Annotated in this window: 24 protein-coding genes and 1 pseudogene; 15 read left to right on the top strand and 10 right to left on the bottom strand. The window is 36.7% G+C overall.

The features are described from left to right. Positions 1 to 111 precede the first annotated feature (111 nt). On the top strand, positions 112 to 585 hold the full coding sequence (locus H6G44_RS01465; RefSeq protein WP_190384778.1) for a TspO/MBR family protein: 474 nt from the start codon (positions 112 to 114) through the stop codon (positions 583 to 585). A gap of 154 nt (positions 586 to 739) precedes the next feature. Here H6G44_RS01465 and H6G44_RS01470 read toward each other — a convergent pair whose 3' ends face one another. The 4 genes from H6G44_RS01470 to H6G44_RS01485 form a co-directional block, all read right to left on the bottom strand. Then, positions 740 to 3,115: a ComEC/Rec2 family competence protein gene (locus H6G44_RS01470; RefSeq protein ID WP_190384779.1), complete on the bottom strand. Its 2,376-nt coding sequence runs from the start codon at positions 3,113 to 3,115 to the stop codon at positions 740 to 742. Positions 3,116 to 3,433: 318 nt separating this feature from the next. After that, a complete protein-coding gene (gene glyQ / locus H6G44_RS01475) occupies positions 3,434 to 4,318 on the bottom strand; it encodes a glycine--tRNA ligase subunit alpha (RefSeq protein ID WP_190384780.1) in 885 nt (294 codons plus the stop codon). 607 nt (positions 4,319 to 4,925) lie between these two features. Continuing rightward, positions 4,926 to 7,097 (bottom strand): ATP-binding domain-containing protein, encoded by a 2,172-nt coding sequence (locus H6G44_RS01480; protein WP_190384869.1) that lies wholly within the window; start codon positions 7,095 to 7,097, stop codon positions 4,926 to 4,928. 179 nt (positions 7,098 to 7,276) lie between these two features. Beyond that, positions 7,277 to 9,901 carry a DNA polymerase III subunit alpha gene (locus H6G44_RS01485; protein WP_190384781.1) on the bottom strand — a complete coding sequence of 875 codons (2,625 nt, stop codon included), beginning with the start codon at positions 9,899 to 9,901 and terminating at the stop codon, positions 7,277 to 7,279. 492 nt (positions 9,902 to 10,393) lie between these two features. Here H6G44_RS01485 and rplU point away from each other — a divergent pair, with 492 nt between their 5' ends. Together rplU and rpmA are read left to right on the top strand one after the other, a co-directional pair. Next, a complete protein-coding gene (gene rplU / locus H6G44_RS01490; protein ID WP_190384782.1) occupies positions 10,394 to 10,813 on the top strand; it encodes a 50S ribosomal protein L21 in 420 nt (139 codons plus the stop codon). A gap of 122 nt (positions 10,814 to 10,935) precedes the next feature. Then, positions 10,936 to 11,220: a 50S ribosomal protein L27 gene (gene rpmA, locus H6G44_RS01495; protein WP_190384783.1), complete on the top strand. Its 285-nt coding sequence runs from the start codon at positions 10,936 to 10,938 to the stop codon at positions 11,218 to 11,220. 49 nt (positions 11,221 to 11,269) lie between these two features. Here the strand turns inward: rpmA and H6G44_RS01500 are convergent, their stop codons facing one another. Then, entirely contained in the window at positions 11,270 to 11,692 is a 423-nt protein-coding gene (locus H6G44_RS01500; protein ID WP_190384784.1) for a hypothetical protein, read from the bottom strand. A 306-nt stretch (positions 11,693 to 11,998) separates the two neighbouring features. On the opposite strand from H6G44_RS01500, the gene cruF reads away from it, so the two are divergent. The 5 genes from cruF (at position 11,999) to H6G44_RS01525 (ending at position 15,619) form a co-directional block, all read left to right on the top strand. Continuing rightward, complete coding sequence (cruF, locus tag H6G44_RS01505; RefSeq protein WP_190384785.1) at positions 11,999 to 12,907, top strand: gamma-carotene 1'-hydroxylase CruF; 909 nt, start codon at positions 11,999 to 12,001, stop codon at positions 12,905 to 12,907. A 319-nt stretch (positions 12,908 to 13,226) separates the two neighbouring features. After that, positions 13,227 to 14,396: a 2'-O-glycosyltransferase CruG gene (gene cruG / locus H6G44_RS01510; protein ID WP_190384786.1), complete on the top strand. Its 1,170-nt coding sequence runs from the start codon at positions 13,227 to 13,229 to the stop codon at positions 14,394 to 14,396. Between the two features lie 147 nt (positions 14,397 to 14,543). After that, the gene (locus H6G44_RS01515) at positions 14,544 to 14,864 is read left to right on the top strand and encodes a hypothetical protein (protein WP_242031614.1); all 321 of its coding nucleotides are present in this window, start codon (positions 14,544 to 14,546) and stop codon (positions 14,862 to 14,864) included. Positions 14,865 to 14,908: 44 nt separating this feature from the next. Then, on the top strand, positions 14,909 to 15,166 hold the full coding sequence (locus H6G44_RS01520) for a hypothetical protein (protein WP_015078503.1): 258 nt from the start codon (positions 14,909 to 14,911) through the stop codon (positions 15,164 to 15,166). A gap of 9 nt (positions 15,167 to 15,175) precedes the next feature. After that, entirely contained in the window at positions 15,176 to 15,619 is a 444-nt protein-coding gene (locus H6G44_RS01525) for an HNH endonuclease (RefSeq protein ID WP_190384787.1), read from the top strand. A gap of 384 nt (positions 15,620 to 16,003) precedes the next feature. On the opposite strand, the gene H6G44_RS01530 is transcribed toward H6G44_RS01525, so the two are convergent. Continuing rightward, positions 16,004 to 16,528, bottom strand: coding sequence for an N-acetylmuramoyl-L-alanine amidase family protein (locus H6G44_RS01530; RefSeq protein WP_190384788.1), 525 nt, complete (start codon positions 16,526 to 16,528; stop codon positions 16,004 to 16,006). A 249-nt stretch (positions 16,529 to 16,777) separates the two neighbouring features. After that, a complete protein-coding gene (locus tag H6G44_RS01535; protein WP_190384789.1) occupies positions 16,778 to 17,542 on the bottom strand; it encodes a hypothetical protein in 765 nt (254 codons plus the stop codon). A gap of 481 nt (positions 17,543 to 18,023) precedes the next feature. Here H6G44_RS01535 and H6G44_RS01540 point away from each other — a divergent pair, with 481 nt between their 5' ends. From H6G44_RS01540 to H6G44_RS01570, 7 genes are all read left to right on the top strand, one after another. Next, a complete protein-coding gene (locus H6G44_RS01540) occupies positions 18,024 to 19,388 on the top strand; it encodes an NB-ARC domain-containing protein (RefSeq protein ID WP_190384790.1) in 1,365 nt (454 codons plus the stop codon). 91 nt (positions 19,389 to 19,479) lie between these two features. Continuing rightward, on the top strand, positions 19,480 to 19,641 hold the full coding sequence (locus tag H6G44_RS01545) for a hypothetical protein (RefSeq protein WP_190384791.1): 162 nt from the start codon (positions 19,480 to 19,482) through the stop codon (positions 19,639 to 19,641). 377 nt (positions 19,642 to 20,018) lie between these two features. Next, entirely contained in the window at positions 20,019 to 20,246 is a 228-nt protein-coding gene (locus H6G44_RS01550; RefSeq protein WP_137909086.1) for a hypothetical protein, read from the top strand. Next, entirely contained in the window at positions 20,233 to 20,604 is a 372-nt protein-coding gene (locus H6G44_RS01555; RefSeq protein ID WP_190384792.1) for a type II toxin-antitoxin system VapC family toxin, read from the top strand. Before H6G44_RS01550 ends, H6G44_RS01555 begins: the two co-directional genes overlap by 14 nt. Before the next feature lie 90 nt (positions 20,605 to 20,694). Continuing rightward, positions 20,695 to 21,363: an N-acetylmannosamine-6-phosphate 2-epimerase gene (locus H6G44_RS01560; protein ID WP_190384793.1), complete on the top strand. Its 669-nt coding sequence runs from the start codon at positions 20,695 to 20,697 to the stop codon at positions 21,361 to 21,363. Between the two features lie 295 nt (positions 21,364 to 21,658). Further along, positions 21,659 to 22,750 (top strand): cysteine synthase family protein, encoded by a 1,092-nt coding sequence (locus H6G44_RS01565; RefSeq protein WP_190384870.1) that lies wholly within the window; start codon positions 21,659 to 21,661, stop codon positions 22,748 to 22,750. Beyond that, positions 22,747 to 24,042, top strand: coding sequence for a hypothetical protein (locus H6G44_RS01570; RefSeq protein ID WP_190384794.1), 1,296 nt, complete (start codon positions 22,747 to 22,749; stop codon positions 24,040 to 24,042). The genes H6G44_RS01565 and H6G44_RS01570 overlap by 4 nt, the downstream gene beginning before the upstream one ends. Here H6G44_RS01570 and rppB read toward each other — a convergent pair. The 3 genes and pseudogenes from rppB to H6G44_RS01585 all read right to left on the bottom strand — a co-directional run bounded on the left by rppB (position 24,002) and on the right by H6G44_RS01585 (position 26,906). Then, entirely contained in the window at positions 24,002 to 25,306 is a 1,305-nt protein-coding gene (gene rppB, locus H6G44_RS01575; protein WP_199291677.1) for a two-component system sensor histidine kinase RppB, read from the bottom strand. The two genes, H6G44_RS01570 and rppB, sit on opposite strands and share 41 nt — an antisense overlap. 85 nt (positions 25,307 to 25,391) lie before the next feature. Continuing rightward, positions 25,392 to 25,870, bottom strand: a pseudogene (locus tag H6G44_RS01580) (winged helix-turn-helix transcriptional regulator). Positions 25,871 to 26,066: 196 nt separating this feature from the next. Continuing rightward, complete coding sequence (locus H6G44_RS01585) at positions 26,067 to 26,906, bottom strand: hypothetical protein (protein WP_190384795.1); 840 nt, start codon at positions 26,904 to 26,906, stop codon at positions 26,067 to 26,069. Positions 26,907 to 26,959 lie beyond the last annotated feature (53 nt).

Consider the following 26,959-nt stretch of genomic DNA (forward strand, 5'->3'; position numbering starts at 1 on the left):
GCAAAGCTTATGCACTTGGAACAGCTTAAGATATTGATCTAGATTTTTCGGAACTGTTTTATTGTAATATTATTGCGTCGGACTTTTACTTAAGTCAGTATCAAGGCAATTATGATTAGATCTTGGATGATAATTGGCATTATAACATTCTTAGTCGGGTTTGCTGGTAACTGGATTACACCTAACCATAGTCAATGGTTTCGACAATTACAAAGACCTAAATGGTTAACCTTTGAATCAATAATCCCACTGATTTGGACTGTAATATTTATTTGTGGTGCTTGGTCAGCTTATATTATTTGGGAACATAAACCAAATACTGATGTAACCCGCTTAATGATGGGTTTATACCTACTACTAGAGATATTTACTATAGCTTACACCCCTGTAATGTTAAGTCTTCGCAGTCTCATTGCCGGTACAATTATCGGTGGTACAGGATTACTAATTTGTCTGTTAATTACACTAGCAGTATTACCAGTATCTATTTGGGCAGCATTACTATTATTACCCTATTTACTGTGGAGTCCCATAGGAACATACACGACATGGCAAATGAGTCGAATTAATCCTCAGGACGCTTAAAGAGGGAAATTGGAAAGTCTTAATCATCTTTAGACAACAATATATTACAGTATTACTCGGTATTCTGAAGTACAGATATTAATGATAAAACTGTTGTGGTGCGGGCAAGATGCCCGCATAATTTATACCTCTCCCAATCTAAAAGTCCTGTATATTATAAAACCGAAGATTTATTTTCTGTTGTCTGAATGAAAGTTTGAAAATCCCCATTAGGTGTCCATTGAACCGCACCATCTTGACCGGTAAAGAAAAGTTTTGTTTGTTCTTTACTTAAAGAAGATAATGTTTTATTATCTAGATTATTAGCAGGAGGAATGCCTACAGAGTGCTGTGCTATAGCTATTTGTGGTTTCAGGGCTAAAACTAGATCTGGCAAAGATTCTGATGGACACCACAACACTTGAGGAGAAGACAAATCTCCGCTTTTGATCAATTCTTTAATTTGTTGAGATGTAATATTACCGACTAATAACCAATTTTGATGGAAAATTTGCAGTTTTAAAATCGGTACTTGGTCATTAATTAATTGTGCCGTAATTGTCGAATTATTTATAGGTTGACCAAGTGGTAAACTTTGATAGAGTCCTTGTTGTTTTTGGAGTTCTTTTTGTAGTAATTGAGTGGCAATATTGTTTTCTAATTGAGGAGTATATTCATAGAAATTTTTAATTGGTAAACTTTGCATAATTTCCACCCAAGCATCATGAGTATAACCTGGAAACTTACTAGCGATCGCCCAATTAATTTGATTTACCCCTTGCTGTCTTAAAAATGGTAAAATCGTAAATCTACCTGTACCTTCATTACCGCTATTAATGATAGTAACATTCCCTCGATCTTGAATTACTAAAACAGGTTCATTTTTAGTTTCTAACAAAGTAATTCTCTGCAAATTATTATGAGAATACCAAAGGGGAACAAGTACCAAACCGACCATAATAAAACCCGCAAACCACCAGCGTTTTTGCCACCACCGAACTAGCCAAATTAAAATCAGTAACAGATAGATAGTCAACATTTGCCAAATTGATATACTCCCAACTGGGATCTGACTTCCTGGTAAATGATCGAAAAATTCCACCATTTGAATTAACCAATGGGTGGGATAATATAAAAAACTGGCTAAAGTGCCACCAAAATCTGGAGAAATCAAACTTACCAAACCGCTAATCATTCCCCCAAGACTAATAATAGAAATAAATGGAGTCGTGAGGATGTTTAGAGGCAAACTATAAACTACAATCACACCAGCAAACTCCAGCAGTCGGGGTAAAGTCCAAATTGTGGCTGCTAAAGGTACAGAAATTAAAGAAGCAATTGCTGGAGGTAGCCAATCTAAACGTTGATCTATTGCTGGTGCAGTGACAATTAACCCTAATGTAGCTAAAAAACTTAATTGAAAACCTAAATTCCAAATCCATAGAGGATTAAACAACAATAAAAATGTTGCTGCGATTAAGAAAGACCCCAATTGTTTAACATTTTTTTCTAACGCTAAACCCACCAAAGCCGCAAACCCCATAATTACGGCTCTTAATACCGCAGGTTCAAAACCTACTAAAAACAAAAACACAATTAAACTCAAGCCACCCAGGGTAATCTGCGTAGCTTTATTTGTACGTCTTGTTAGCTGTAAAACTACACCTAAAATTAGAGAAGTTTGAAACCCAGATGCAGCTAAAGCATGGGCTAAACCAGTCCTGACAAATAAATCTCGGATATCATAGGGTAAATCAACAGCCCTACCACCTAAAACCATTGCACTGACAAGAGGACCTTCAGGAACACCTAATAAGCGAGATTGCGATCGCCCAATTTTCTCACGAATTCGCCACCATCCCCAGGGACGTTGATCATCCAGAATATTAATCTTTCTACCAATTAAACCCGTAAAAGTCCCCTCTTGCCGCAGATACTTCTGAAAATCAAAACCACCAGGATTGGAAGCCGCTGTAGGTTTATACAAAAATCCAGTTACCGCAACTTGTTGTCCGGGATATAAACCGGTAGATTGCAGTATCGGTACAGTCACATATAACCTACCTGTCACCCCCTTTGATATCTCTGCAGGTCTTTGATTATTTTTTACCTCATCTAACTGAGTTGCTGCTAACCAAAATTGTCCTCGTTGACTACGAGTTATTCGCGGATTGCTATCCACAAAACCGTGTACAATCACCAGTTGTTCAAGATTACTCTTATCCTCAACCACAAACCGACTAATATCCTTAATTCCCGGTTGAGGTACACGCCATTGAAAATAAACAGTAGCTAATAAACCCACCACACCAGCTATTAACCATATTTTAGGATGGGGAGCATCTATCCAGTCATTAGCAACAGCCTTATTTTTACCAACAGCACCTGCTCTTTTCAGTGCCAATTTCCGTAAATTAGTATATATTGGGCGAAATAAAACAGACCCCAGGACACTCAATAATAAAATCCATACACCACCTCCAGGAATTGCGGTAAATAGCAAACCCAAAATATAACTAAGACAGATAATTATTCCACTTGTCTCGATCATAAATCACAATAAATGCCAAAACACCCAGTTCAGAGAATATTGTATAAATATTTAACCAGCTTTGGAAAGATATAATTCATCTTTGGTGGTTTTAGCGATCGCCACATCACAAAGAGATACTTAAATTTAACGCTAATGCAGCAAGAAGAAACATTACCAATATGCTAAAAAGATTGATTTTCAGTGTTTAAATCGTAATTATTAATTAATTTAACATAATAAAAATCTTATTTCGTAAGGCTACTTAGCCAAAAAGAAGGAAGATAACTGAGGATTTTGTGCGTTACCATGCTTAATCTGGTAACGCCAAATCAGAGTCTATCTTGTCTCAACCATAGTTTTCAACAACGGAAAACCTAACTTTTCCCTTTGTTCAACATATAAATGAGCCACTTTCCTAGCTAAATGCCGAATTCTGGTAATATAACGAGTCCGTTCTGTCACCGAAATTACCCCTCTAGCATCCAGCAAATTAAAAGCATGAGAACACTTGATTACATAGTCCAAACTAGGTAAAACCAGTCCTCGCTCTGTTAATTGAGTAGCTTCCTGCTCATATAAACTAAACAAAGTCAGCAACATTTCAGGATTTGACGATTCAAAATTATAAGTACACTGTTCAATTTCACCCTGAAGATGAACATCACCATAAGTAATGTTATCAGTCCATTGAATCTTAGTAATAGCCTCCACTTGCTGAAGGTACATCACCAAACGCTCTAAACCATAAGTAATCTCAATAGATACAGGACGACAATCAATACCACCACATTGTTGAAAATATGTAAATTGAGTAATTTCCATCCCATCTAACCACACTTCCCAGCCAGTACCCCAAGCGCCCACCGTCGCATCTTCCCAATTATCCTCCACAAAGCGAACATCGTGATCTTCAGGACGAATCCCTAATGCCCGTAAAGAATCCAGATAAATTTCCTGAATATCATCTGGTGATGGTTTAATCAATACTTGATATTGATAATAATGCTGAAAGCGATTCGGATTTTCCCCATAACGGCCATCTGTGGGACGACGACAAGGCTCAACATAAGCCACAGCCCAAGGTTCTGGACCCAAGGCTCTTAAAAACGTATGGGGATTCTTAGTCCCCGCGCCCTTCTCCATATCATAGGGTTGGGCAATCAAGCAGCCACGCTGTCCCCAAAACTCATGCAATATCGCTATTACGGACTGGAAATTCACTATCTGCTCTTCCTTAACTCAACAATTCTTAACCCATTGTGGACTAAACCCAGCATAGTGAGCAGTTTTCAGGCAAATAAAAACCAAGCCAAAACAAAGATAAAAACAGTAATTGAAAAATCAAGGTAATTTTGATACACTGAGCGAGTCACGGACAATAAAATCTAGTTTGTAGCGTAAGAAACTATAACTTATTCTGATAAATGTAATTATCTTTACATATTGTTTATTGCATAAATAAAAGAAAAGCATTTGTTGTCAGTTTAACAACTGATTTCGGTAGTATTAATTCTCTATAAAAGGGACGCAAGAGCCATATGTTCTCAATCCACCAATGTATAATAATTAATATAGTGTTATTTTTGGAATATGCTTAATTTGATTTGTTGGTAAAAAGCCAGTCAATACTAGATTATATTCTAATTTAATATCACATAAGTTTATTTTTTCTAAAATTCGAACATATGGAGTATTTCGAGAGCAGTTATATTATCCATAGTTCAACCTCTATATATTAATTGATTTTGCAAATAAATAAAATAAAAATAGTCGGTTAAAACCGACTTTAGCTTGTAGACAGGGAATTTATTCCCTGTCTTATGAGATATTAATCACCATCCCCAATATCTCGCTTAGGTGGACGCTTATAGGTAAAAGTAAAACTCTCCCCACTGGCAATAACCTTTCGCATTTCCTCATACATAGGATAACTACCCACACCGCTTAAATTAGCCCAACCTCGCGCCCTAGTTAAAGCCACAAATAACTGGTTACGGAAATTCACATCACTTTCATTCCGCGCCACATGATCAAAACCCAGGACATATACCATATCTGCTTCATGTCCCTTAGCGCGAGTAATCCGTGATACGGTTACACCACCATCATGCCAAAATTTATCAGGATCATTATTTGGATATTGGGGAACTAAATCATTTAACTTTAAAGCCGTAGGAATATAAACATCAATGTCAGACTCTATCAAGAAACCAGCTATCTGAGTTTCTAATTCCATGGCTTCATAAGATGAACCTAAAACTAATACTAAAATATCCCTGCTAGGGTTGAGTCCGTCATGGACAATGTTGTGCATAATGTTCTCGGATAAAGCCTTCATTTCTTCCTGACGAGAACTATAAGTTTCAAATTCTAAAACATGGTTTCCCCAAATTTCTGATATGGGATTTGGTGAGTTTTCTGGTGGACGACGCAAAGTAATCTGTCTACCGGAAATAAATTTACCATTACCTACAACTTCATAACCAATTTGCTTCCATGCTTTTTGATTTGTGAGTCCTGCTAACATTCCTTCTGGACGTAACAAACCCATGCCAATAGCATGAGCAGATGTGAGAATTTGACCTGGTGTTCGATAGCAACGGCGCATAATTTCCGATTTTTTAATACCACCTTTATAGTTACCAGTTACCGCTTTATTAAGCTTAGTATCTATCCCAAATAATTCTGATGTAGTGGGAATTTTTAAACTATCTAAACTTTGAGCTTCATCATAAGCCCAAATCAAGCGTTTTTGTTCTGGTTGTTCAGAATCAGCAGGTCGTAAAGATTGATAAGCTAACCAATAAATAGCTTGTTTATCCTGATATTTTAAATCATCTTCGGCTACTAAATCTTGGCCTTCATCAATTAAGATGGCATCAAACATTGGTTCAATAGTAATTTCTTCCAATAGCCGTTTACTTAAATCTATTAAACCTCGATTTGGCTGTTTTTCATTAGTGTTTTGAACTGTTCCCGGTCTTTTACCATGATATTCACAAATAGTGCGGTATAAACCTGGTTGTTCCTTTGCTCCCCAAGCATGAAAGACTCGTAACTTCGAGTTAGTTTTGGGGTCATACTGCATTTCACCACAACTAAAACGCTTTATCCATTGGTCGAGTAAACCAGTTATTAAATCATATAAGGAACGGGTAAAAAATACTAATGCAATATCCCAATCTGGATGTTTTAGGTGCATATTTGCGGCCTTTTGACAGAGTAAAACTGTTTTTCCTGAACCTGCAATACCGCGAATACGTTGTGGACCTGGGGGAATTTCTTTGCCAATATGTTCTTGTTGTAAATCAAGCTCGTAAAGTTTTTCTCGTAAACTATCAATGACGCTAGAACGGGTTTTTCCAGTAGCACTAACTTGATGACGAGGGGGTTTACGCAGTAAGGGTGTACCACCAATCACTGATAATAATAATTCCCAATTTACATCTTCTAAATCTGCACCAGAAATCACAGTATTAGCTTGTTGAATCCGTTCAAGTAAAACAACCTTTCCTAATTGGTCTTGGAATATAATTGGTGGAACATCTGGTAATTTATCAAAGCCTTTTTGCTGCCATTCTTCGGCGGTAATTTGCGGTAATGCAACCAAAGCTTTACCATTCACTTTCCGTAAAAGTGCTGTTTCTCTATCAGAATAAGATATTAAGGCTCGCAGTTGATGTTCTGCTTGTTGATAGGGATTTATTTCCGCAGAATTTTGTAATTGCCATTGTTGACCATTAATATTAGTAATTTGGTCAATATTTATAGATTTAACTTCAACTACAACCACACCAAATCCTCTATCAACTATTAAGATATCTGGCTCTTTTCTAATTTCTCCAACTTTGGAAAAAATGGGATAACGCCAATATCCAATACAGTTTCTATCAGCAAACGCATTCCGAAAAGCATCCCAAACCTTCTGTTCTGCGTCTTGATTTCTGATTGCTTCGGTGGTGATAAACTTGCTACCCTGTTCTTCTATACCTACAGCCATTTTTCTTATCCGCATAAAATGGTTACGGGTTTTAAACTATCATCACTAATGCACCGTGAACCAGCGAGAATATACTGATATATTATCTCATAATTAAGACATTATTAAGACATTATATTTTCATATATTTACGTAAATAGTTAAGAGCAGATGAATTTTCTTGACTAATAAAGAAGGAGTTATAAACTTTCCACTTGTAACAAATCTAATCCTTGGGCAAAAATCTCATCAATGGGTAACATTTCCCCTGCTTCAGTCATGAATTTATGGTCTTTAGTAGCGCGAATAATTGCCCCATTTTCTAATAAGTATTCATAAACTTCCTGTTGTCCTCGATTGTGCCATTGGACAATTGATTGAGTATAAAGCATTCCATTACTATCAACAGTATAAACTTTACATTCAATTTGCTTTTCCACAATTTCCCCAATCTCTAAAAAACCATATTCAACAGTTAAAATTTCTGTATCATAACTTAAACAATATTCGGCAAATTTTAACATATCCCCAAATAAATGTTCAGCAACTTGTGATTTTACACCGTTTTTTGCAGAACCATCAATAAAATTTTGCTTTTGTTTTTCCATTTCCGATACTTTCTTTTTCCCCATAGCGCGACGGAGTAAATCAGCTTGTCCTAAACTATAACCTGCCATATCTTGAGCAATTTTCATAATTTGCTCTTGATAAACCATGATTCCGTAGGTTTCATTTAATATCGGCTCTAAAATTTGAGTATCATATTCAATTTCTTCTCGTCCATGTTTCCGATTAATAAATTTAGGAATTAATCCTGCGTCTAATGGACCCGGACGATAAAGTGCGAGAATAGAAGAAATATCTTCAATATTAGAAGGTTTCAAATCTCGGACTATCTGTTTCATTCCTGAAGATTCTAATTGAAATATGCCCTCTAAATCACCTGCTTCTAATAATGAATAAGCTTTAGTAACATCTTTTGGTAGGCTGGTATATTCACCTTTGGCTAATATTTTTTGTGCCTTTCTTTCCTGTCCAGTAATTTGATCAGGATCAATTCTATATCCTTTGCTTTGTTCAATTAAATCAATGGTTTTTTGAATTAAGGTTAAATTCCGCAACCCCAAAAAGTCCATTTTTAATAATCCCAATGATTCCAAATCTTCCATAAAATATTGGGTAATTACAGAACCGTCATTATTTCGCTGTAGGGGAACAAGTTCGTCTAATGGTTCTGCGGAAATAACCACACCAGCAGCATGAACACCGAAAGTTTTGTTAGTACCTTCAATTCGCATGGCCATATCAATCCAGCGCCGCACAGTGGGATCATTATCATATTTGGCTTTAAATTCTGGTTCGGGAGTTTCATCGGAAATCATCACTTTTAATTTTGTAGGTTTACCCCGAACTACAGGAATCATTTTCGCCATTTTGTCAGAATCTCCATAGGGAATATCTAATACTCTAGCGACATCTTTTAACACTGCTTTTGATGTCAAACGGTTAAAAGTGATGATTTGGGCAACTCTATCAACACCATATTTATTAGTTACATAATCAATGACTTGATCTCGTTTATCAATGCAGAAATCTGTATCAATATCCGGCATTGATTTACGTTCAGGATTGAGAAATCTTTCAAATAATAAACCATGATGTACGGGGTCAATATTCGTAATTTTCATAGCGTAAGCTACTAAAGAACCTGCCGCAGAACCCCGTCCTGGACCAACAGGAATATTATTATCTCTCGCAAATTTAATATAGTCCCAAACTACTAAAAAGTAGGTGGAAAATCCCATCTGTTGAATCATTTTTAATTCATATTCCAATCTTTCTTTATAGACTGGATCTACTTCGTTACGAGATTTGCGATTTAATCTTTCTAATAGTCCTAACCATGCAACTTCTTCTGCATAAGTATCTGCCGTATGTCCTGAAGGAATTGTAGGTGTAGGAATTTGTGGATCACCCATGATGTGATAAGGTTCAACTTTATCAGCAATTTCTTCTGTAGTAGCTATGGCTTCAGCGATAATATCATCAGGTAAATGGTCACGGAATAGCTGGTGCATTTCCTCTGATGATTTTAGGTATTCTGTACCGCTATACCGCATTCTTTTATCTTCGCTAATGAGGGTATTTGTTTGAATACAAAGTAAAGCATCGTGCGCTTCTACATCAAAACAAGAGATAAAATGAGAGTCATTTGTAGCGATAAATTTAATTTCTAATTCCCTGGCAATTTTGATAATTTCTACATTTACAATTCGGTCTTCTTGTGAACCATGATCTTGAATTTCTAAATAGAAATCTTCCCCAAATACCTCTTTATACCACTTGGCAACTTTTCTAGCAGCATCTGGCCGATTACTAAGAATTGCTTGAGGTATTTCTCCTCCTAAACAAGCACTGGTAATGATCAAACCCTCTTTATATTGTTTGAGTAAATTTTTATTAATACAAGGACGGGAAAAAATTCCTTTACCTTGTACTCCTTGCAGGTGAGAAATGGTGGTTAATTTAACTAGATTTTTATAGCCTTGAGTATTTTTTGCTAATACAACTTGATGATATTTAGGACGACGTTCTTGTTTGTCAATTTCACCATTAATGATATACATTTCGTTACCAATTATTGGCTTTATAGTCTTACTGCGACAGATTTTTATGAGTTCCACAGCCCCATACATGACACCATGATCTGTGAGAGCAATGGCTTTCATTCCTAATGCGATCGCTCGGTCTACCAATTCTGGTAATTGACTAGCACCATCAAGTAAGCTATAATCACTGTGAATATGCAAAGGAACAAAGGACATATTAGTATTTGGTAAAGTAATAGAATTGTAAATTAATAATTTTGACTTTATCTTCTCTGTCAAAGAGAAAATAAAGACCTAAGTAGGTTAACACAATAAAACCAAATTGTGCAAGGAAACGCAAAATCAATGACAACGTCTTTACTCTTTCCTTGCTATAACAACAATTTTTAACGCCAACCTAGTTAAATTACTTATGAAAAATCTGAGCACCCCTATATAAGTTGCTCAGATTAGTTAAAAATTTGTACATCTGTGTCTTACTTACCTACAAACCCAAGAATGATCTTTTCGGAAATCAGCGGAAAATAAAATTATATTTCCTAAGGGGTTGACTAATTTGCTATCAATCAGGTAACATATTAGATTGTCTGTCTAATTCCTGCTCGGATCAGGTAGACATACTGCAAAAGCTGGTCAAGCTATAAATAATAGCGTCTTCACAGGAGATTATAAACCAGCTACCTGTACGGCAACCTCAAGGACAATTTAATGACTTACGCGATTATTGAAACTGGCGGTAAGCAAATGAAAGTAGAAGCAGGTCGCTTTTACGACATTGAACTACTCAACGCCGAACCAGATGAAAAAGTTACCATCAATGCTGTATTACTTGTAAACCACGACGGCGCACTTTCCATTGGACAACCTTTAGTAGAAGGTGCGACAGTCGAAGGGACAATTATGCGACACCTCCGAGGTCGCAAAGTCCTGGTGTATAAGATGAAACCTAAAAAGAAAACCCGCAAAAAACGGGGACATCGCCAGGAAATAACCAGATTTTTGATTAATTCTATCAATCTTAACGGCGAAGTTTTAGCTTACGAAGCAGCCCCAACAGGTGCTGAATATCCCGTTATTGATGCTGATTTCGCCGAAGAAACCGCAGAAGAATCATCCGCAGAATCATAAAAAAGGTTAAGTTGCTAGTTAAGTTACAGGTGACAGGAAATACATAGTAATTACCAGTTACCAGCCTAAACTAAATAACTAGCAACCTGGGATAAATCAAAGTCAATAGAAAAGAGGGAATTATGGCTCATAAGAAGGGAACAGGTAGTACGCGAAACGGTCGTGACTCTAATGCTCAAAGACTAGGTGTCAAGCGTTATGGTGGACAAACTGTACGCGCAGGTAATATTCTTGTCCGTCAACGTGGTACTAAGGTTCACCCTGGTAACAACGTTGGTATTGGTAGTGATGATACTTTGTTCGCGCTGGTTGACGGTGTAGTTACCTTTGAAAGAAAAGGTAAAAGCCAGAAAAAAGTTAGCGTTTATCCAGCAGTTGTAGAAGCTGTAGAAGCTGTGGCCAGCTAATTAGTTATTAGTCATTGGTCATTAGATAATTAATGACCAGAGACTAATTTTAAATGTAGTAATTGATAAGTGCGCCCATTCCTAAACCTAGCAATGAGCAAAAAGATATACAGCCAAAAGCTAGTGTTGGTTTTAAACCAACTCCTTGAAAGTCTATTTTGGCTAAAATGGTCGCGCATAGAACAAGTAACATATCAAGAAATATCCGAAACCAGGCAATCATTAGAAAAAACAGAAAAGCTGCTAAAATAGCTCCACCAAAAGTTCTAGTATTTGACTTGAAAAAAATATGAAAATAATCATCTAGTTTCAACCAAGGGTTAATGATAAAGATTAGTGATAAAAGGATAGTTATCACAGTTATCAGTCGTACATACCAATGGGCTTTTTCTTCAAATATCACCCAGCCTAATGTGCTGTAACTCAATAGCACTAGTGTAAGAGAGAACCAAGGAATCTTTTTCATTGACATATAGCAGAAGTCAGGAGTTAGGAGTCAGGAGTCGGTAGGAAGGAAATTCGCATAAACTTAGCGGTTGCTATAACTTTAAAAGTTCTGTACCTCACAAATCGCTATCTGCTGGCACAGAGTTTTCAGTATGTTATACATTAGTTGTTCAACATATTTACTGAACCCCTAAAGTTTCTAAATGTTGAATCCCAATCCCTAATTCCCAATTTGAGAGAATAAAGATCAACATTTAGTTAAATATGTTCATGAATATTTGTAAACTGTTAGCAGTTGAGTAGCCAAGTGGCATATCATTAAGGATTGAATATGAGACAACTTGTTATCGTTGAGCGCCTAAGCCTAATTGGTCATATCATTTCTATGGTATTTGGACTGGTGGGGATATTAATTGTTATTCCCAATGCCGAACTACTTGTCAGTCTATCAGAAGTCGGGCAGACAGTCATGCAGTGGAGTATGGCAGGTGGTGGTGTGGTATACATGATTTTCGGGGCGTTGGGAGTGTTCCTATATGCTTATCGAACTTTGGGGCTGGCACGGGCTTTAGGATTTTTAATACCATCTTTATCAATTTCTCTCACCAGTGAATTATTAGGAACTAGTACAGGTTTTCCCTTTGGAGGCTATAGCTATTTGAGTGGCTTAGGTTATAAAATTTCTGGTTTAGTACCTTTTACAATTCCCCTTTCATGGTTTTATGTAGGATGTGTATCTTATGTGTTAGCGCGTGCGGGTTTACAAGTAGATAAAAAACCCAGCTTGTTTCGTCAAATTGGTGCAGTTGTTTTAGGTGCTTTACTACTCACCTCCTGGGATTTTGTCCTTGACCCAGCCATGAGTCAAACTTCCCTGCCTTTCTGGTATTGGTACGAACCAGGCGCTTTCTTTGGTATGCCTTACCAAAACTTTGTCGGTTGGATGGGTACTGGTACTTTATTCATGACTGTAGCGGCTTTATTATGGAGTCAAAACCCGATTAAATTAGACTCTTACCAATTGAATGTACCTTTATTAGTTTATTTAGGTAATTTCGGTTTTGCCACAGTGATGAGTTTAGCCGCTGGGTTTCCTATTCCGGTATTGCTAGGTATAGTGCTGGGTGTAGCTCCGGCTGTGCTTTTGTGGTCTAAAGGTTCTAGCGTACCTGCAACTGTGAATATTGAAGCAGCTAGTCAGGAAGTTGTGGTTAATAATGTGAAAGTTGCTTTGAAGTAGGTAAGAGAGAAAAGGAAAGAGGGGAGGAAATTATTTACCTCTTTCCTAATTACACGTTGACATACTCACCGACCTGAAGGTGCGGTGATTCTTGACACTTCAATGAAACACGCCACAAGTGGTCTTATCGTCCCTCCATGTCCGTTTAAAGTCTCCCAATGCCCTATGGCGACTATGACCAAATTTTAACATAAAGCCGTCCTAGAAGGACGGGGCTTGTGTCCCGTCTTTTCGGTCAAGTTCCTAGAATTTAAGTTAATTTACATAAATTGCGAGAAGATATAAACTAGCTAGTTTATAAAAAAAGTCAAGGTTAAAATTGCTAAATATTATTCCTCTCCTCCTGCTACTGGTTCAAGTCCCCGCCACGGCGATTTTACTTTCCCGCTTACTCAAAGGTCCAGGACGTTATCCAGCCCTAGAACCACAACAACCCACACCAGAACTTTTAGGTACAGTTAGCGTGGTTGTACCGACGTTAAATGAAGCATTACGAATTAGTCCGCTGTTAGCAGGTTTGAGTAGCCAAAGTTACGAAGTTCGAGAAATTATTGTTGTTGATAGTAAGTCGCAAGATGGCACTCCAGACCTCGTAAAAACCGCAGCAATAACAGACCCCCGCTTTCGGGTGATGACAGATGACCCTTTACCTGCCGGCTGGGTTGGTCGTCCTTGGGCTTTACATAATGGGTTTTTATTTACTTCGGAGGGTAGTGAGTGGTTTTTGGGAATGGATGCAGATATTCAACCCCACCCTGGTTTAGTGGCGAGTTTGGTGAAAACTGCGATCGCTCAAGGTTATGATTTAGTATCTTTATCACCGCAATTTATTCTCAAATATCCGGGAGAATGTTTATTACAACCGGCTTTGTTGATGACATTACTGTATAGATTTGATCCTACGGGTATTTATACTGAACAACCAGAACGGGTCATGGCTAATGGCCAGTGTTTTTTGTGTCGTCGGTCTGTGTTAAAGGCTGTGAATGGTTACAGCAGCGCTAAAGGTTCTTTTTGTGATGATGTCACCTTAGCCCGGAATATTGCCTCTAATGGCTTTAAAGTGGGCTTTTTAGACGGAGCAAAGGTGTTAAAGGTGCGAATGTATGAAGGGGCTTTAGAAACCTGGAAAGAATGGGGACGTAGCCTAGATTTGAAAGACGCAACTTCCCGCGCTCAGGTTTGGGGTGATTTATGGTTATTGTCTGCGGTACAGGGTTTACCCTTATTGATTTTACTGGGTTATTTCCTGTTTCCCCCTTTGCTTCTCTCACTGCCGGCACTGCTATTGTTAGAATTAAATATATTTTTGGTAGTGATTCGTTTTGCTTTATTATTAGCGATCGCTCCCTCTTATGATCGTCAAGATGCTAATGGTGGTTGGTTATTCTGGCTTTCTCCTTTAGCTGACCCCCTAGCGGTGTTGCGAATCTTTTTATCTGCACTCCGCACTCCCAAAGAATGGCGCGGGCGGAAATATGGTGATTAATGCCATTTAGGGTGTTGACTGAGGGTATCGCTCTTTATCTGATTGGGGAGAGCGATCGTATTTATTAGAAAGTATCTTGGTTCTTAAAGACCACAGGCTATATAATTAGTATATCTTATCTGTAAATTCTCTACATTTATTTGCTCTATGGATTTATTAAACATCCGCACCAAAGTAATCACAGAAATTAATCTCATTCCCGAAGATAAATTAGAAGAATTATATAATTTTATTCATTATTGGCGATTGAATGGAGAATCATCTCCAGGTTCACTAGAACAAACTATGCAGTTTGCTGGCTGTTGTCAGATGAAACATTTGCTAATTTCAGTGAAGAAATCAACATCCGTCGTCAACAGGCATTTTTTGAAAGGAGAAGTGATGAAACCAGCTTTGATTGATACCAATATCTTATCATTATCACAACAGGAACTCATCCAGCCGTCAATTTTTCCGATAAGTGCTTAAATACCCAAAGTTCAGGAGATTAAAAAAGGAGATAATTAATCATCATGGAAACATCAATCAGTATTAATCCAGCTTATGAAGAAATAATCAACTTTCTCGCTGCTGGCATAACATCTCAAAGTTTAGTTGAATTTCAAGTATCAGAAACAGTAAAAGAAAGAGTATCTGATTTGATTTTTCGAGAAAAAACTGATGGAATTTCTTCAGAGGAAAAATCAGAATTAGATCATTATTTGATTCTAGAACATTTATTAAGACTAGCAAAAGCTAGGGCTTATGATTTTATTCACGAAAAGGCTTAAAATTCAATTATGGAGCGTCCTTATTTAAATCTAGAACTTCGCCGTTTAGTTGCTCAAAGAGCAGATAATTTATGTGAATATTGCCTGATTGCTGAACATGATACTATTTTAGGATGTGCCATTGATCATATTATTAGTATCAAACATGGTGGCTCATCAAATATAGATAATCTAGCTTATTGTTGTGTTTATTGTAATCGTTTTAAAGACAGTGATATCGGTTCAATTATTATAGATAAAAAAGAATTTGTGCGTTTTTATCATCCTCGTTGGGATAATTGGGGAGAACATTTTAAACTGAATAATTCTACTATTGAATCTCTCACAAATATAGGACAAGTGACGGCTAGAATTTTAGGGTTTAATGATCAATCTCGTTTATTAGAACGTCAATTACTTATTGATAATAAAAAATATCCTTCTCTTTTGGCAATGAGAAGAATGAAGGATTAATGCAACGTCTTCCAGATTATTGAAATTGCGATAATTATGCTGGTGGTAAAATGAGTCGTTGGATCACTAATTCTGGATTGTCTAAGAATGGCCAGATAGAAACCCCTGAAATTCCTTGACAGCATCGGGTTTCAACCAAGAATTGATTTCCTTTCGCTTGACAGGTCCGTTATGGTCAATGGTAAATCGAATTAGCAATACCTTGTCCAAATTGAAAAAAGTCTTGATTTGTAGGTTGGGTTGAGGTACGTTCACGAAGTGTAGCGTATCCCTGCGGGAGCCGGAGGCATCAGCCATAACCCAACATGAGCGTCGGGTTGTGCTGTTGCTTAACCCGACCTACAAAAAATGGACAAGGTATTGATTTAGAGAGACTAATTAAATTTAGATACCTAATGCAATCGCTTGTGCTATTTTCTTTTGATTGTTATTATCTGACAAAAATTGTAGTTGTGTTGGATTACTAATAAACTCACACTCTACTAAAATAGCTGGCATTTCTGTCTCTCTTAACACTTGAAAATTTGCTTCTTTAATTCCTCTATTTTTATGAGTTGAAAAAGTTGAAATCAAACTTTGTTGTACAGGTTCTGCTAGTTTTTTCCCTGCATTTGAATCAGTGAATATCCATGTTTCAATACCTTCCGCACTATTGCTGGTGGATGAATTACAGTGGATGCTAATAAAAATGTCTACATTCTTCTGATTTGCAAATGAAGCTCTAGTACCTAACGACACAGAAATATCTGTATCTCTTGTTAAGAAAACTGTATGTCCTTTTGCTTCCAGTTCTTTTTTTAAAAGTAAAGAAATAGACAAGTTAACGTCTTTTTCATTCAATACAAATGGATCTTTTCCAATTGCTCCTGGATCTGTTCCACCGTGTCCTGGGTCAATACATACTTTCATTGTTTATGTTTTCTATTGTTAAGTTAACTGCTATAAAAATAATATAAAAAATGTATAATGTCAAGTTAATCGAACTATTAAATTATAAGAATCCGGTTTGATTGCTGAAGAAATCAAGTAATAATACTAATCCTATATCTTGGGAGATTATTTCTCTGTATTAAGAGATATAGGAGTTTGAATTTTGAACGCATACTGAAACAGAAAATACCGTTTTATAAGGATTTTATCTGCAATTTAGTTCAGAAATCAGGTAGTAGTCGAGTTATTTATTTCCTTTTTATTTGGTTCATCTTTTGCTATTTCTTTATCTTTTTGATTTTCTGTTGATCTAAGACCAAGATAACTTCCTGCGCTGACTCCTTGTAATGCTAGAAGTGATTCATCAAACTCTGGCATTCGATTTTCTTTAATAACTTGAAAAATAAAGACAAATCCTATTACAATTGTCCACATAGCTGCCTGAAGTCGATGAAAATTAATTCCATTAAAATCATAAAGAATATCCTTTACAAAATTTTTACTAGTTCTTCGAGTTCCTTTTCGTCCCTCCTCACCATTCTGACCATCAATGATAGAAGCAACAACTGCTGTTCCAGAATTGATTCCTAATAAGATAGTTGCTGAATAACTGAAGGTATCTGTGTATTTTCCGGTTACAGCATAAAGCCACAAATAAGCGCCAAGAATTAAAACTGTCCAGAACGCTAATTGTGTGAGTGATAAACTGAATGGATTCTCATTTTTCTTTGGTTTATCGTTTATTTCTTCAATCTTATTGTTCTTTGCATTATAGTAAACACCTTTTATTCCTGGACTACGTAAAGCATCTATATTACAAACAAGCATCGCTGAAGAAATAACAAATATTATCCCACAAAACACAAATCGCCAGATACAGGTATTTGATCTATTGTTTTGAGTATCTTGAGCGATTACTGCAAAGTTAATAAAAACAATTAAGAAAAAACTAGATAACAAAATAGTTGTAAATCTTTTTAAAGCTTTGTGCATTTACCTATGTCCTGGAATAAAAATATCAATTGAGAGTCACAGTCAAATCAAAAATCTCAAAAAAATGCGATCGTATTTGAAATTAAAGACACTAGTAAACTCTTACAGAAATTCAAGTATCACTAAAATACACTTTGCCATCCCCCCAAAGCAATGGAAGTTTGCCAACTTAAGCAACGGAACTTAAGAATCCTGACAAGCGATCGCTCCGACTCCTCTACCACAATCCTTTCAAGCGTTGAGACTGTAAGCAAATTAGACCGCAGAATTATTTCAAATTGTTAAAACTTCCCTTTTTTGCAAAATGTTGTATTGATAAACGCATCAATTAACTGCTATACTCTGTTCAATCTCCCATTTGTATCTTTACACTCTTGTCAGATTAATACCGTTTTCCCGGAAATCAGTCATTTTTCCGGCGATTAAAGCTAATCCTTTAGCCCAATTCGGCTTTGCTTAAAACAATTTATATTTATCACTTATGGATCTACCAAGAAAACGTAAACGTGGGACAATCCTCACCTTTCAAGGTTTAAATAAACTTGAGAAGGCGATAAAAATTAGGGAATATAGTGAAAATAACAGCAAGAGATTTACCCTGGATTATCTCAGTAGTCAGACTGGCTTAGACTCTCATACTTTATGCAAAATTTTTAACTGCAATGTCAGAGTTGATAAAAAGTCTCTAGTCAAATGCTTCAAAGCATTTAATCTGGTGCTAGAGGCTGATGATTATCAATCACCTCTTTCCGTCCCATTAGTCAAGCCAGAAACACACTCAACACAATTTATCCAACCTCTACAGCCTGAAATTCAGCCTCATGGGGATTATAATTTAGCCCCCAAGGTCTCCGTTTTCTATGGACGCACCGCCGAACTGGTAACATTGAACCAATGGATTCAGGTCAATCGCTGTCAATTAATCATGGTCTTAGGAATGGGAGGTATGGGTAAAACCAGCCTCATAGCCAAGTTAATGTCAGGTTTCACCAACTCAGAATTTAAGTATGTCATCTGGAGATTCCTACGGAGCGCTTCGCTATCGCTTCATCACGCGCCAACAGTAGAAGAAACCTTAACTGATCTAATTCACATCGTCTCACACCAGCAAGCCGTTGATTTACCAAAATTTCCAGATCAATTAATATCAAAGTTAATGCAGTATCTCCATCAAACTCGTTGCTTGCTGGTTCTGGATAATCTAGAATCTATTCTGCAATGGGGAGGAGGGGGATATTATCGGCCAGGGTTTGAAGGTTATGGACAACTGATTCGCACAATTGGGGAGTCTACCCACAAAAGTTGTTTAATTATCATCAGTCGAGAACCACCGATCGCATTCAGTGTCCTAGAGAAAAAAGCTAATTCAGTTAGATTACTGATCCTGAGAGGGTTGCTTCCTGAAGACGGACTCAAGATTTTCCAGTCAGAAGGCATTGACAAAACTCAAGCAGAATGGCAAATATTACATAATCACTATGGCGGAAATCCCCTGATACTGAAAATTGTTATCACCATTATTCATTTTCTATTTTCTAGCAAAATTGATCTTTTTTTAGCCCAGGGTATCACCGTCTTTGGCGATATTTACGATTTATTAGATCAACAATTTCAACGCTTATCAGATTTAGAAAAAACCGTGATCTATTCCTTAGCGATTCACCGCCAACCCCTATTCATGCCAGAATTAGTAAGGAAGATCATTTCTCCTGTCACTTCCCAAAACCTGTTAGCAACACTAGCAAACCTAAAATTGCGATCGCTGATTGAATGCAATTCTGATGGATTTACAGTGCAAAACGATCTAAAAGAATATGTCACCAGTCAACTTATTACTAAACACTAGCATTATAAGATTTAGACCAAGAAATAACTTATATTTTTCTTTTATGTATTTATATCTCAATTCAGAATATTTTCTTAGAACTCTTACAACAATGGCTACTGGTAGTATTCAAAAGAATTTTGGTCCAACACATTTAGAACAAATTAGAGAACCTTTTGCTACAAGTGATGTATTATTAAAATTTTCTCAACTTACATTACCAACAATTAAAAAGACATTAATTAATCAAAAGCAAAATCAACAACTAACCTAATTAAGAGATTGGTTACTTCCCATGTTAATGAACGGACAAATTACATTAAATAACTGAAATTGCTAATTATTTAGTTAAAGCTGATAATAGGTAATTAGTGATAAAATCCCTGTTTTCATCCTGTATATCCTGATTCTGACAGTTTACCTAACTAATAACTTACGTTAAATATAAATTTTCAACTATACAACATTTAGATAGTTGAGATTGTGCCAGTAAAATTAAAGAATTAACGAAAATTTCGAGTTTACAAATTAGGCTTTTTACGTTAGCATTAAATGAGGCAATAAATAAATTCATTGTCAGGTCACAGATGCTATAATTGTATTATTCTGTGAAGAATTAAGAATTAAACCGCCGTTTTAATGGAGGATTTTATGCAAGTTAAAATTGAGTTACCTGATGAATTGGGAAAACAACTTTTGGAAATGCCTGATATGCAGCTATTAGTACAGAAAGCTGTGGAAAAAATGTTATTAGAAGAGCAACAAAAACAATCATCTCAATTATTAGTTGATATAGTTAATGATTTGCCTGAATTTCCAACTTTCAAAAATCAAGATCCGTTAAATTTACAAAGAGCATTACGCAATGAATGGGATTAAGTATTTGTTAGATACAAATATCGTGATTGGTTTGCTTCAACGCGATTTAATAATTTTGGATATTGTAAACGATAGGCAAATTCAAATTGGTGAATGTGCTTATAGTGCAATAACTCGCATGGAGTTATTGAGTTTTCCATCTATAACACCCACAGAAAAAGAAGCTATTGTATTTTTATTAAGTCGTATGACATATTTAACAATTACACCAGCAATTGAAAATGAGACTATCAATTTTAGATATACTCACAAAACGAAACTGCCTGATTCTATTATTGCTGCAACTACCAAGTATCATGGACTTGAGTTAATAACCTTAGATAAGAAGTTAGCAAATAAGCTTAAATTAGATAACTGACAGCATTACATGATATTCATCTTAATAAACATTAATCTTTTTAGCAAATCCTCCTAATCACCCAAATTAACTTACAATTAAAAATAAAACATGACCAACTTACCAAAAGGATTAATCGTTTCCTGTCAAGCGCCTGTAAACTCCCCATTACATGATCCTTATGTAATTTCCGCAATGGCACAAGCAGCAGTGAATAATGGGGCTGTAGCAGTGAGAATTGACACACCCAGTCATATCCAAGCCGTGCGGAAAAAAGTCCAAGTTCCCATTATCGGACTTTGGAAACAAGTAATAACTGGTTCTGATGTATATATTACACCACAATTCCATCACGCTGTAGCCGTAGCCGCGGCAGGTGCTGATATTATAGCTATAGACGCTACCACTAGATATCGTCCCGGTGATGAAAAGTTAGCAAATATTATTAATTTGATTCATGATCAATTAAATAAGCCAGTTATGGCAGATGTAGATACCTATCAAGCAGCACAATTAGCAGTTAATGCGGGTGCGGATATTGTGGGAACTACTCTTTTTAGCTACACTGAGGAAACTCAAAACTTTTCTCCTCCAGGTTGGGAATTACTGACTAAAATAGTAGAAAATCTCAACACTTTTGTGATTTGTGAAGGTGGTATTTCTTCACCACAAATGGCCAAAAAAGCCTTAGATTTAGGTGCTAATGCTGTTGTTGTGGGTGGGGCAATTACCGGAATTGATTTGTTAGTTCAAGCTTATATTTCTACATTAGAAAACTAAACTTATCTGTAAAAGTTTAGCAATGTTCATTGGTGTCAATTTAAGCTCAAATCTTTACTATATCTCGTTCCTAGACTCTGACTAGGAATGCAGTTGATGAGCCTCCACCTCCAAGTCTTATTGAAAGCAGAGCCTTCTAGCCCACATTCTCAGTCTCTGGCTGGGAACGAGATAACCCTCATTTCTCCGTGACCTCTGTGCCTCTGTGGTTCGTTATTCCCTGGCGTATCTGATTTCATCTCTATTTCATCTAAGGTTGGCATCCTTAGAGATGAACAGTATTTGGCTATTAATGATGGTTACTTACTCCCCAGCACTAACCCTGAAAACTAGCTTACCAGCATCACCGCTATTTGCCACGGTGACAGAAGCATTAGGTAAAGTTCCCATTGTCCGATTAAATCGAATTCACCCCACTTGTAAAGATCATCATTTATATCTCAAATTGGAATCTTGTAATCCTGGTGGGAGTATTAAGGAAAAAAATGCAGCTTATCTAGTCAATGAAGCCGAAAAACAAGGTTTATTGCGCTCAGGTGGGACAATTGTTGAATCTAGTTCTGGTAACTTTGGGATTGGGTTAGCAATTGTAGGCGCAACTAAGGGATACAGGGTGATGATTGTGATTGATGCCAAAACCCCTGTAACAATGCGAAGAATGCTTACTGCTTATGGTGCAGAATTGCTAGAAGTACCTTTGAGTGAGGCTGATAGTCAGGGTTCAATGCAGGTAGCAAGAATGAAAAAAGCTCAGGAATTAGCCCTAAATATTCCTGATGCCTGGTATCCTTGTCAACATAAAAATCCTAGCAATACTGATGCCCATGAACTGTGGACAGCGCGGGAAATTGAAGTTGCTTTTGGCGGTGCGCCGGATGCTATAGTGATTGGAGTCAGTACAGCCGGGCAGTTAGGCGGTATCAGTCGCTATTTTAAACGGTATCATCCCCAAACAAGAATTATCGGTGTAGATGTGGCAGGATCGGCAATTTTTGGGACTCCCAGACACCCCTATAAGATGACTGGACTGGGTTTATCTTTCGTTCCCCCCAATTTTGACCCGCAAATGTTAGACGCGGCTTATAGCGTGGATGATGGTTTGGCGTTTTCTGTTTGTCATGGTTTGGCTAAACAGGAAGGTATGCTTTTAGGTGCTTCCACTGGTGCAATTGTGGCTGCTGCTTTAGCTGATACTCAAAGATTTACTACACCCCAAACTATGTTACTACTTAATCCTGACCGGGGCGATAGGTATTTAGAAACAGTTTACAATGCCGATTGGTTAACAGCACAAAATATCAACATCCTTCAACATTCCCATCTCACCGCAGCAATTGCTAATCTTCTACCTGTACCATTGGATATTGTCGGTAGGAGTCAAGAGTGAAGTTAAAAGAATCTCAATCAGTTAGTTTAGGGACTTTATGGTGGGAATTTTTGCCTTTATCCCTCAGTGATGTAACTATGGCCTGTGGTGATCCGATGATGACTACTACCTTAGCTCATCTTCCTGATGCTCAAAATAACTTAGCGGCTGTAGGTATTGCTAAATCTTTGGCAATATTTTTTGAAAGTCCAATTATTATGATTTTGCACGCTGCTAATGCTTTAGCTGGTTCTCAAGATTCACGCAAAGCATTATGGCGATTTACATTATTGGTAGGTGGAGGATTAACTTTTTTATTAAGTTTGTTGGGACTACCGATTATATTTAATTTTGTCGGTGTGAGTCTGTTGGGCATACCATCTGCAATGTTAGCTACAGTTAGTCAAGTATTATTACTAATGGGCGGTTGGCCATTTGCGATCGCTTGGCGGCGTTATTTTCAAGGACTATTAATTTATCATGGTCAGTCTCGCGCTGTAGCAAAAGCCAGTATTTTCAGGTTATTGACTTTAGCATTAGTCCTCACGGGTGGATTTTTCTTGCCAATAACTGGGGGTATACTTGCTGGATTTGCCCTCATCAGTGGGGTGATTGTCGAAGCAATAGCTGTAACAATTTTTGCTCGGCTTTCTGGTGCAATTTTACCGCCACAAATAGAACAACCTAATTTACCCCGCAATTTAACGCAGGTATGGAAATTCTATCTCCCCTTGGCTAATTCTATGATGGTGGTTTGGGGCGGAAGGGCGATATTAATTAGCATTCTTGCCCGCGCTGAAGATGCGACAATTGCCATTGCAGCTTGGTCTGCGGCTTGGGGGTTAGTGCTGGTAATTGCCAATTCTACCCGGATGGTACAGCAAATGGTGATTAAATATCGCCATCAAGTGAGCGATAAGCAATTACTGACTTTTGCTATGAGTGTGGGTGCTGCTTGTTCCAGCCTACTATTATTAATGAGTTTAACACCCATAGGCGATCGCATTGTCCAGAGTTTTATCGGTAATGATCTTACCTTAGCTAAAAGTATTAAACCAGTTCTGTTGATTTGTGCAATTGTGCCATTATTTGTGGCTTTACAAAATGCAATTCAAGGTTTTTTAGTCAGTGAAAATCGTACAGGTCATGTGAATCTATCTACATGGTTAGGAACAGGAACTTTATTAATAATTTCCACTTTTGCTATTAACAAAGGTATGAATGGCGCAATAGCCGCTGCTATTGCCATGATTACATCCATGTTAGTTGAAATTAGCTGTTTACTTTGGAAAAGAGTGGCAAAATCACAGTAAAGGTACTGCCATTATTTACATCACTTTGTACTTCTAATTTGCCTTTGTGAGTTTGGACAATTGCTAAAGCGATCGCTAAACCTAATCCAGATCCTCCTGTATGACGAGAACGATCTGCATTAACTCGATAAAAGCGATTAAAAATGTGGGGAATATCTGAAGTAGGAATACCAATACCTGTATCTTTGATAGTAATTAAACCTTGATGATCATTAGTTGTCAGATTAATTTTTACTTCCCCAGATTCAGGAGTGTATTTAATAGCATTGCTAACTAAATTCAACAACATTCGATAAATTTGACCTTCATTACCTTGAATATAAAGATAAGATTCAATCGGAATATTACTAGATAATAAAACTTGGGCATTCATGGCTACTGGCATTAATTCTTCTTCCACATCTGCCACTAAATCATTTAAACAAATTTCCTGCAATTTTGCTTCTTGTAACCCACTTTCTACCCTAGATAATAATAACAAATCCTGTGTTAAAGTTACTAATCTTTTGATTTGTCTCTCCAAAGCTTTTTGAGTTTCTTGATTAATTGAATTTGTTTCGACAATTGTTTGTAAAGATGTAATCGGAGTTCTTAATTCATGGGCTGCGTCAGCCGTAAATTTTTGTAATTGTTGATAGGATTTTTCAATTGGTCGCATAGCTAAACCTGCTAACCACCAACCAGCACCACCAATTAAAATCATAGAAAAGGGAACACCCAATCCTAATAACCAATGTAGACTATTCATATAGTCATTTAATCGTTGTATAGATCGCCCTACTTGTAAGTATCCCCACAATTGATTTCCCTTGATTTTTAAGGGCATTAAATGTAAATGATATAGTTCACCATTGCGATTTTGAATATCGTACGAATGATGAATTTGTAGATTAGGAGGAAACTCATCGGGATTATTACCAATAGCTGCAATTACTTCTCCTGATAGTGTTAAAAACCGGAGATAATATCCTTCTGATAATAAACCCAGTAACTCTGATTCTGATTTAATTGGTAAACAAGATTTTTGTTTAAAACAAATTCCTGGCAAAGATTTCTGAGTTGTAATAGATAATTCTCCAGGAATTTTTAACTCTGTCTTTAATTTATCCTCAAATACCTTGCCAAAAACTTCTAACTCTCGATCAACTGTGCGAGTAAAAGCTTGTACCATAATAATATGAGCCATGCAACCACATATTAATAAAGTTGATCCCATCACACCAGCATAGGTAAAGGCTAATTTTAACCGAGAATTATTAAACATTGAATTATTAGGTATCCAATCTTGAATTTTACTTATCTTCTTCCTTTCTTCGCTTCTTCGTGGTTCATTTAATTAATATCCCTTATTATCCACAAAAACGATAACCAAAACCTCGCATAGTTTCAATGGCTTTAGGAAAACCACATTCTAATAATTTGCGTCTTAGTAATCTCACTTGTGCAGCCACAACATTACTCACTGTATCACTTTCAAAATCCCACAATCTAGCGCGAATTTGTTCATGAGTTAGGATTTGTTGAGGATGCTGCATAAAATATTCTAGTAGTTGAAATTCTTTGGCTGTAAGGATAATTGGTAAAGAAGGTTCTAATCCTAAATTCACAACTGAAAAATTACTATAATCTAACATTAATGAACCTATTTGTAATTGCGGTGGTTGGAAATTTGGTAATCTTCTTTTTCATACCTTTGTGGTACTGTATTCAGATAATCCCAAGCCGTTTGTCCATCTTCAACCCAATCTACTATATAATCACGCTGGGTAAGAGCATGATGAATACTAGTTCCTAAATCATGTTCATCTTCAACTAATAATAACCGCATATATAAAAGTTATATTTAATAATACTAATTATTAGGGTGAATCAGATATGAAATTTTGTCAAGTCTTCCTCAATTATCGAGTCGAAAACACCCTAAAATTTTTGAGTACGGTTTTCACAATGTTTTACAGAGGCTGGGACTTATACCAATTTTGATACCATTGTTCCATATTGGGATCTGAAAGTCTCAACAAATTTCAGCGTTTAAAAATTATCATTTCCTTACCCACCACTGGACTCCGGGCAATTAATTTTTCTTGAAAATCAACAACTTCCAAATGAATAAAATTAAGTTCTTGAGAACGTTTTAATATTTCCCCAGCTAGTTTATCCTGTTCAGATTTTGCCAATTTGTACCAAATATCGCCAACTTTTATAGTTAAATCGCTGGTACGAAAATTAGCTTTCAGAGGTTTTATTAATTGAGAAATAAGATTTTTGTCTTTCGTATTTTTCACCAAAACACTAATTTCTGATAGCTTGCGTAGCAACCCAGGAGCCATAAACTGATTTTCAATTGCTGCTAATAAAACTTGTTCCGGTGTTAATTCTACAATAGGAGTCGGAGTCGGTTCTGGTGTTACAATTGGAGTCAGAGTCGGTTCTGGTGTTACAATAGGAATCGGAGTCGGTTCTGGTGTTACAATTGGAGTCGTTGCGGTAACTTCCTCAACAGGAGGAACAATTGCGACTTGAGTAGATGATTTAGGAATCAACAAAAACCCAGTAGTTCCTATTGTCACCACAAAAATTACCGCAAAAATTACCGTCAGCACCATATCTGACACATTATTAGATATACTTGATGGTAAGAATAACCGGAATGTCCTTAAAAAGCCATCCCAACGGGATAAAAAATTAGTTTTTTTCTGAGTATCATTAGGAGTTTCTGTCTCCAATTTGACTACAGTAGTTTCTAAAACACCAATTGTTCCCCGCAGAACTTGGATAATTGCCGTTTTCCAAATTGGTTGATTTTTTTGATAAACTGTAGTTACGGCTTCATTTCTTGATTTTCTGCCTTTGTCTCCTGACATGGAACTTTTACCCTAGCGAATCAAAAATCTAGAAAACCTATTTTGATTATAAT

The organism is Aphanizomenon flos-aquae FACHB-1287 (assembly GCF_014698755.1).
Classification (GTDB): domain Bacteria; phylum Cyanobacteriota; class Cyanobacteriia; order Cyanobacteriales; family Nostocaceae; genus Dolichospermum; species Dolichospermum flosaquae.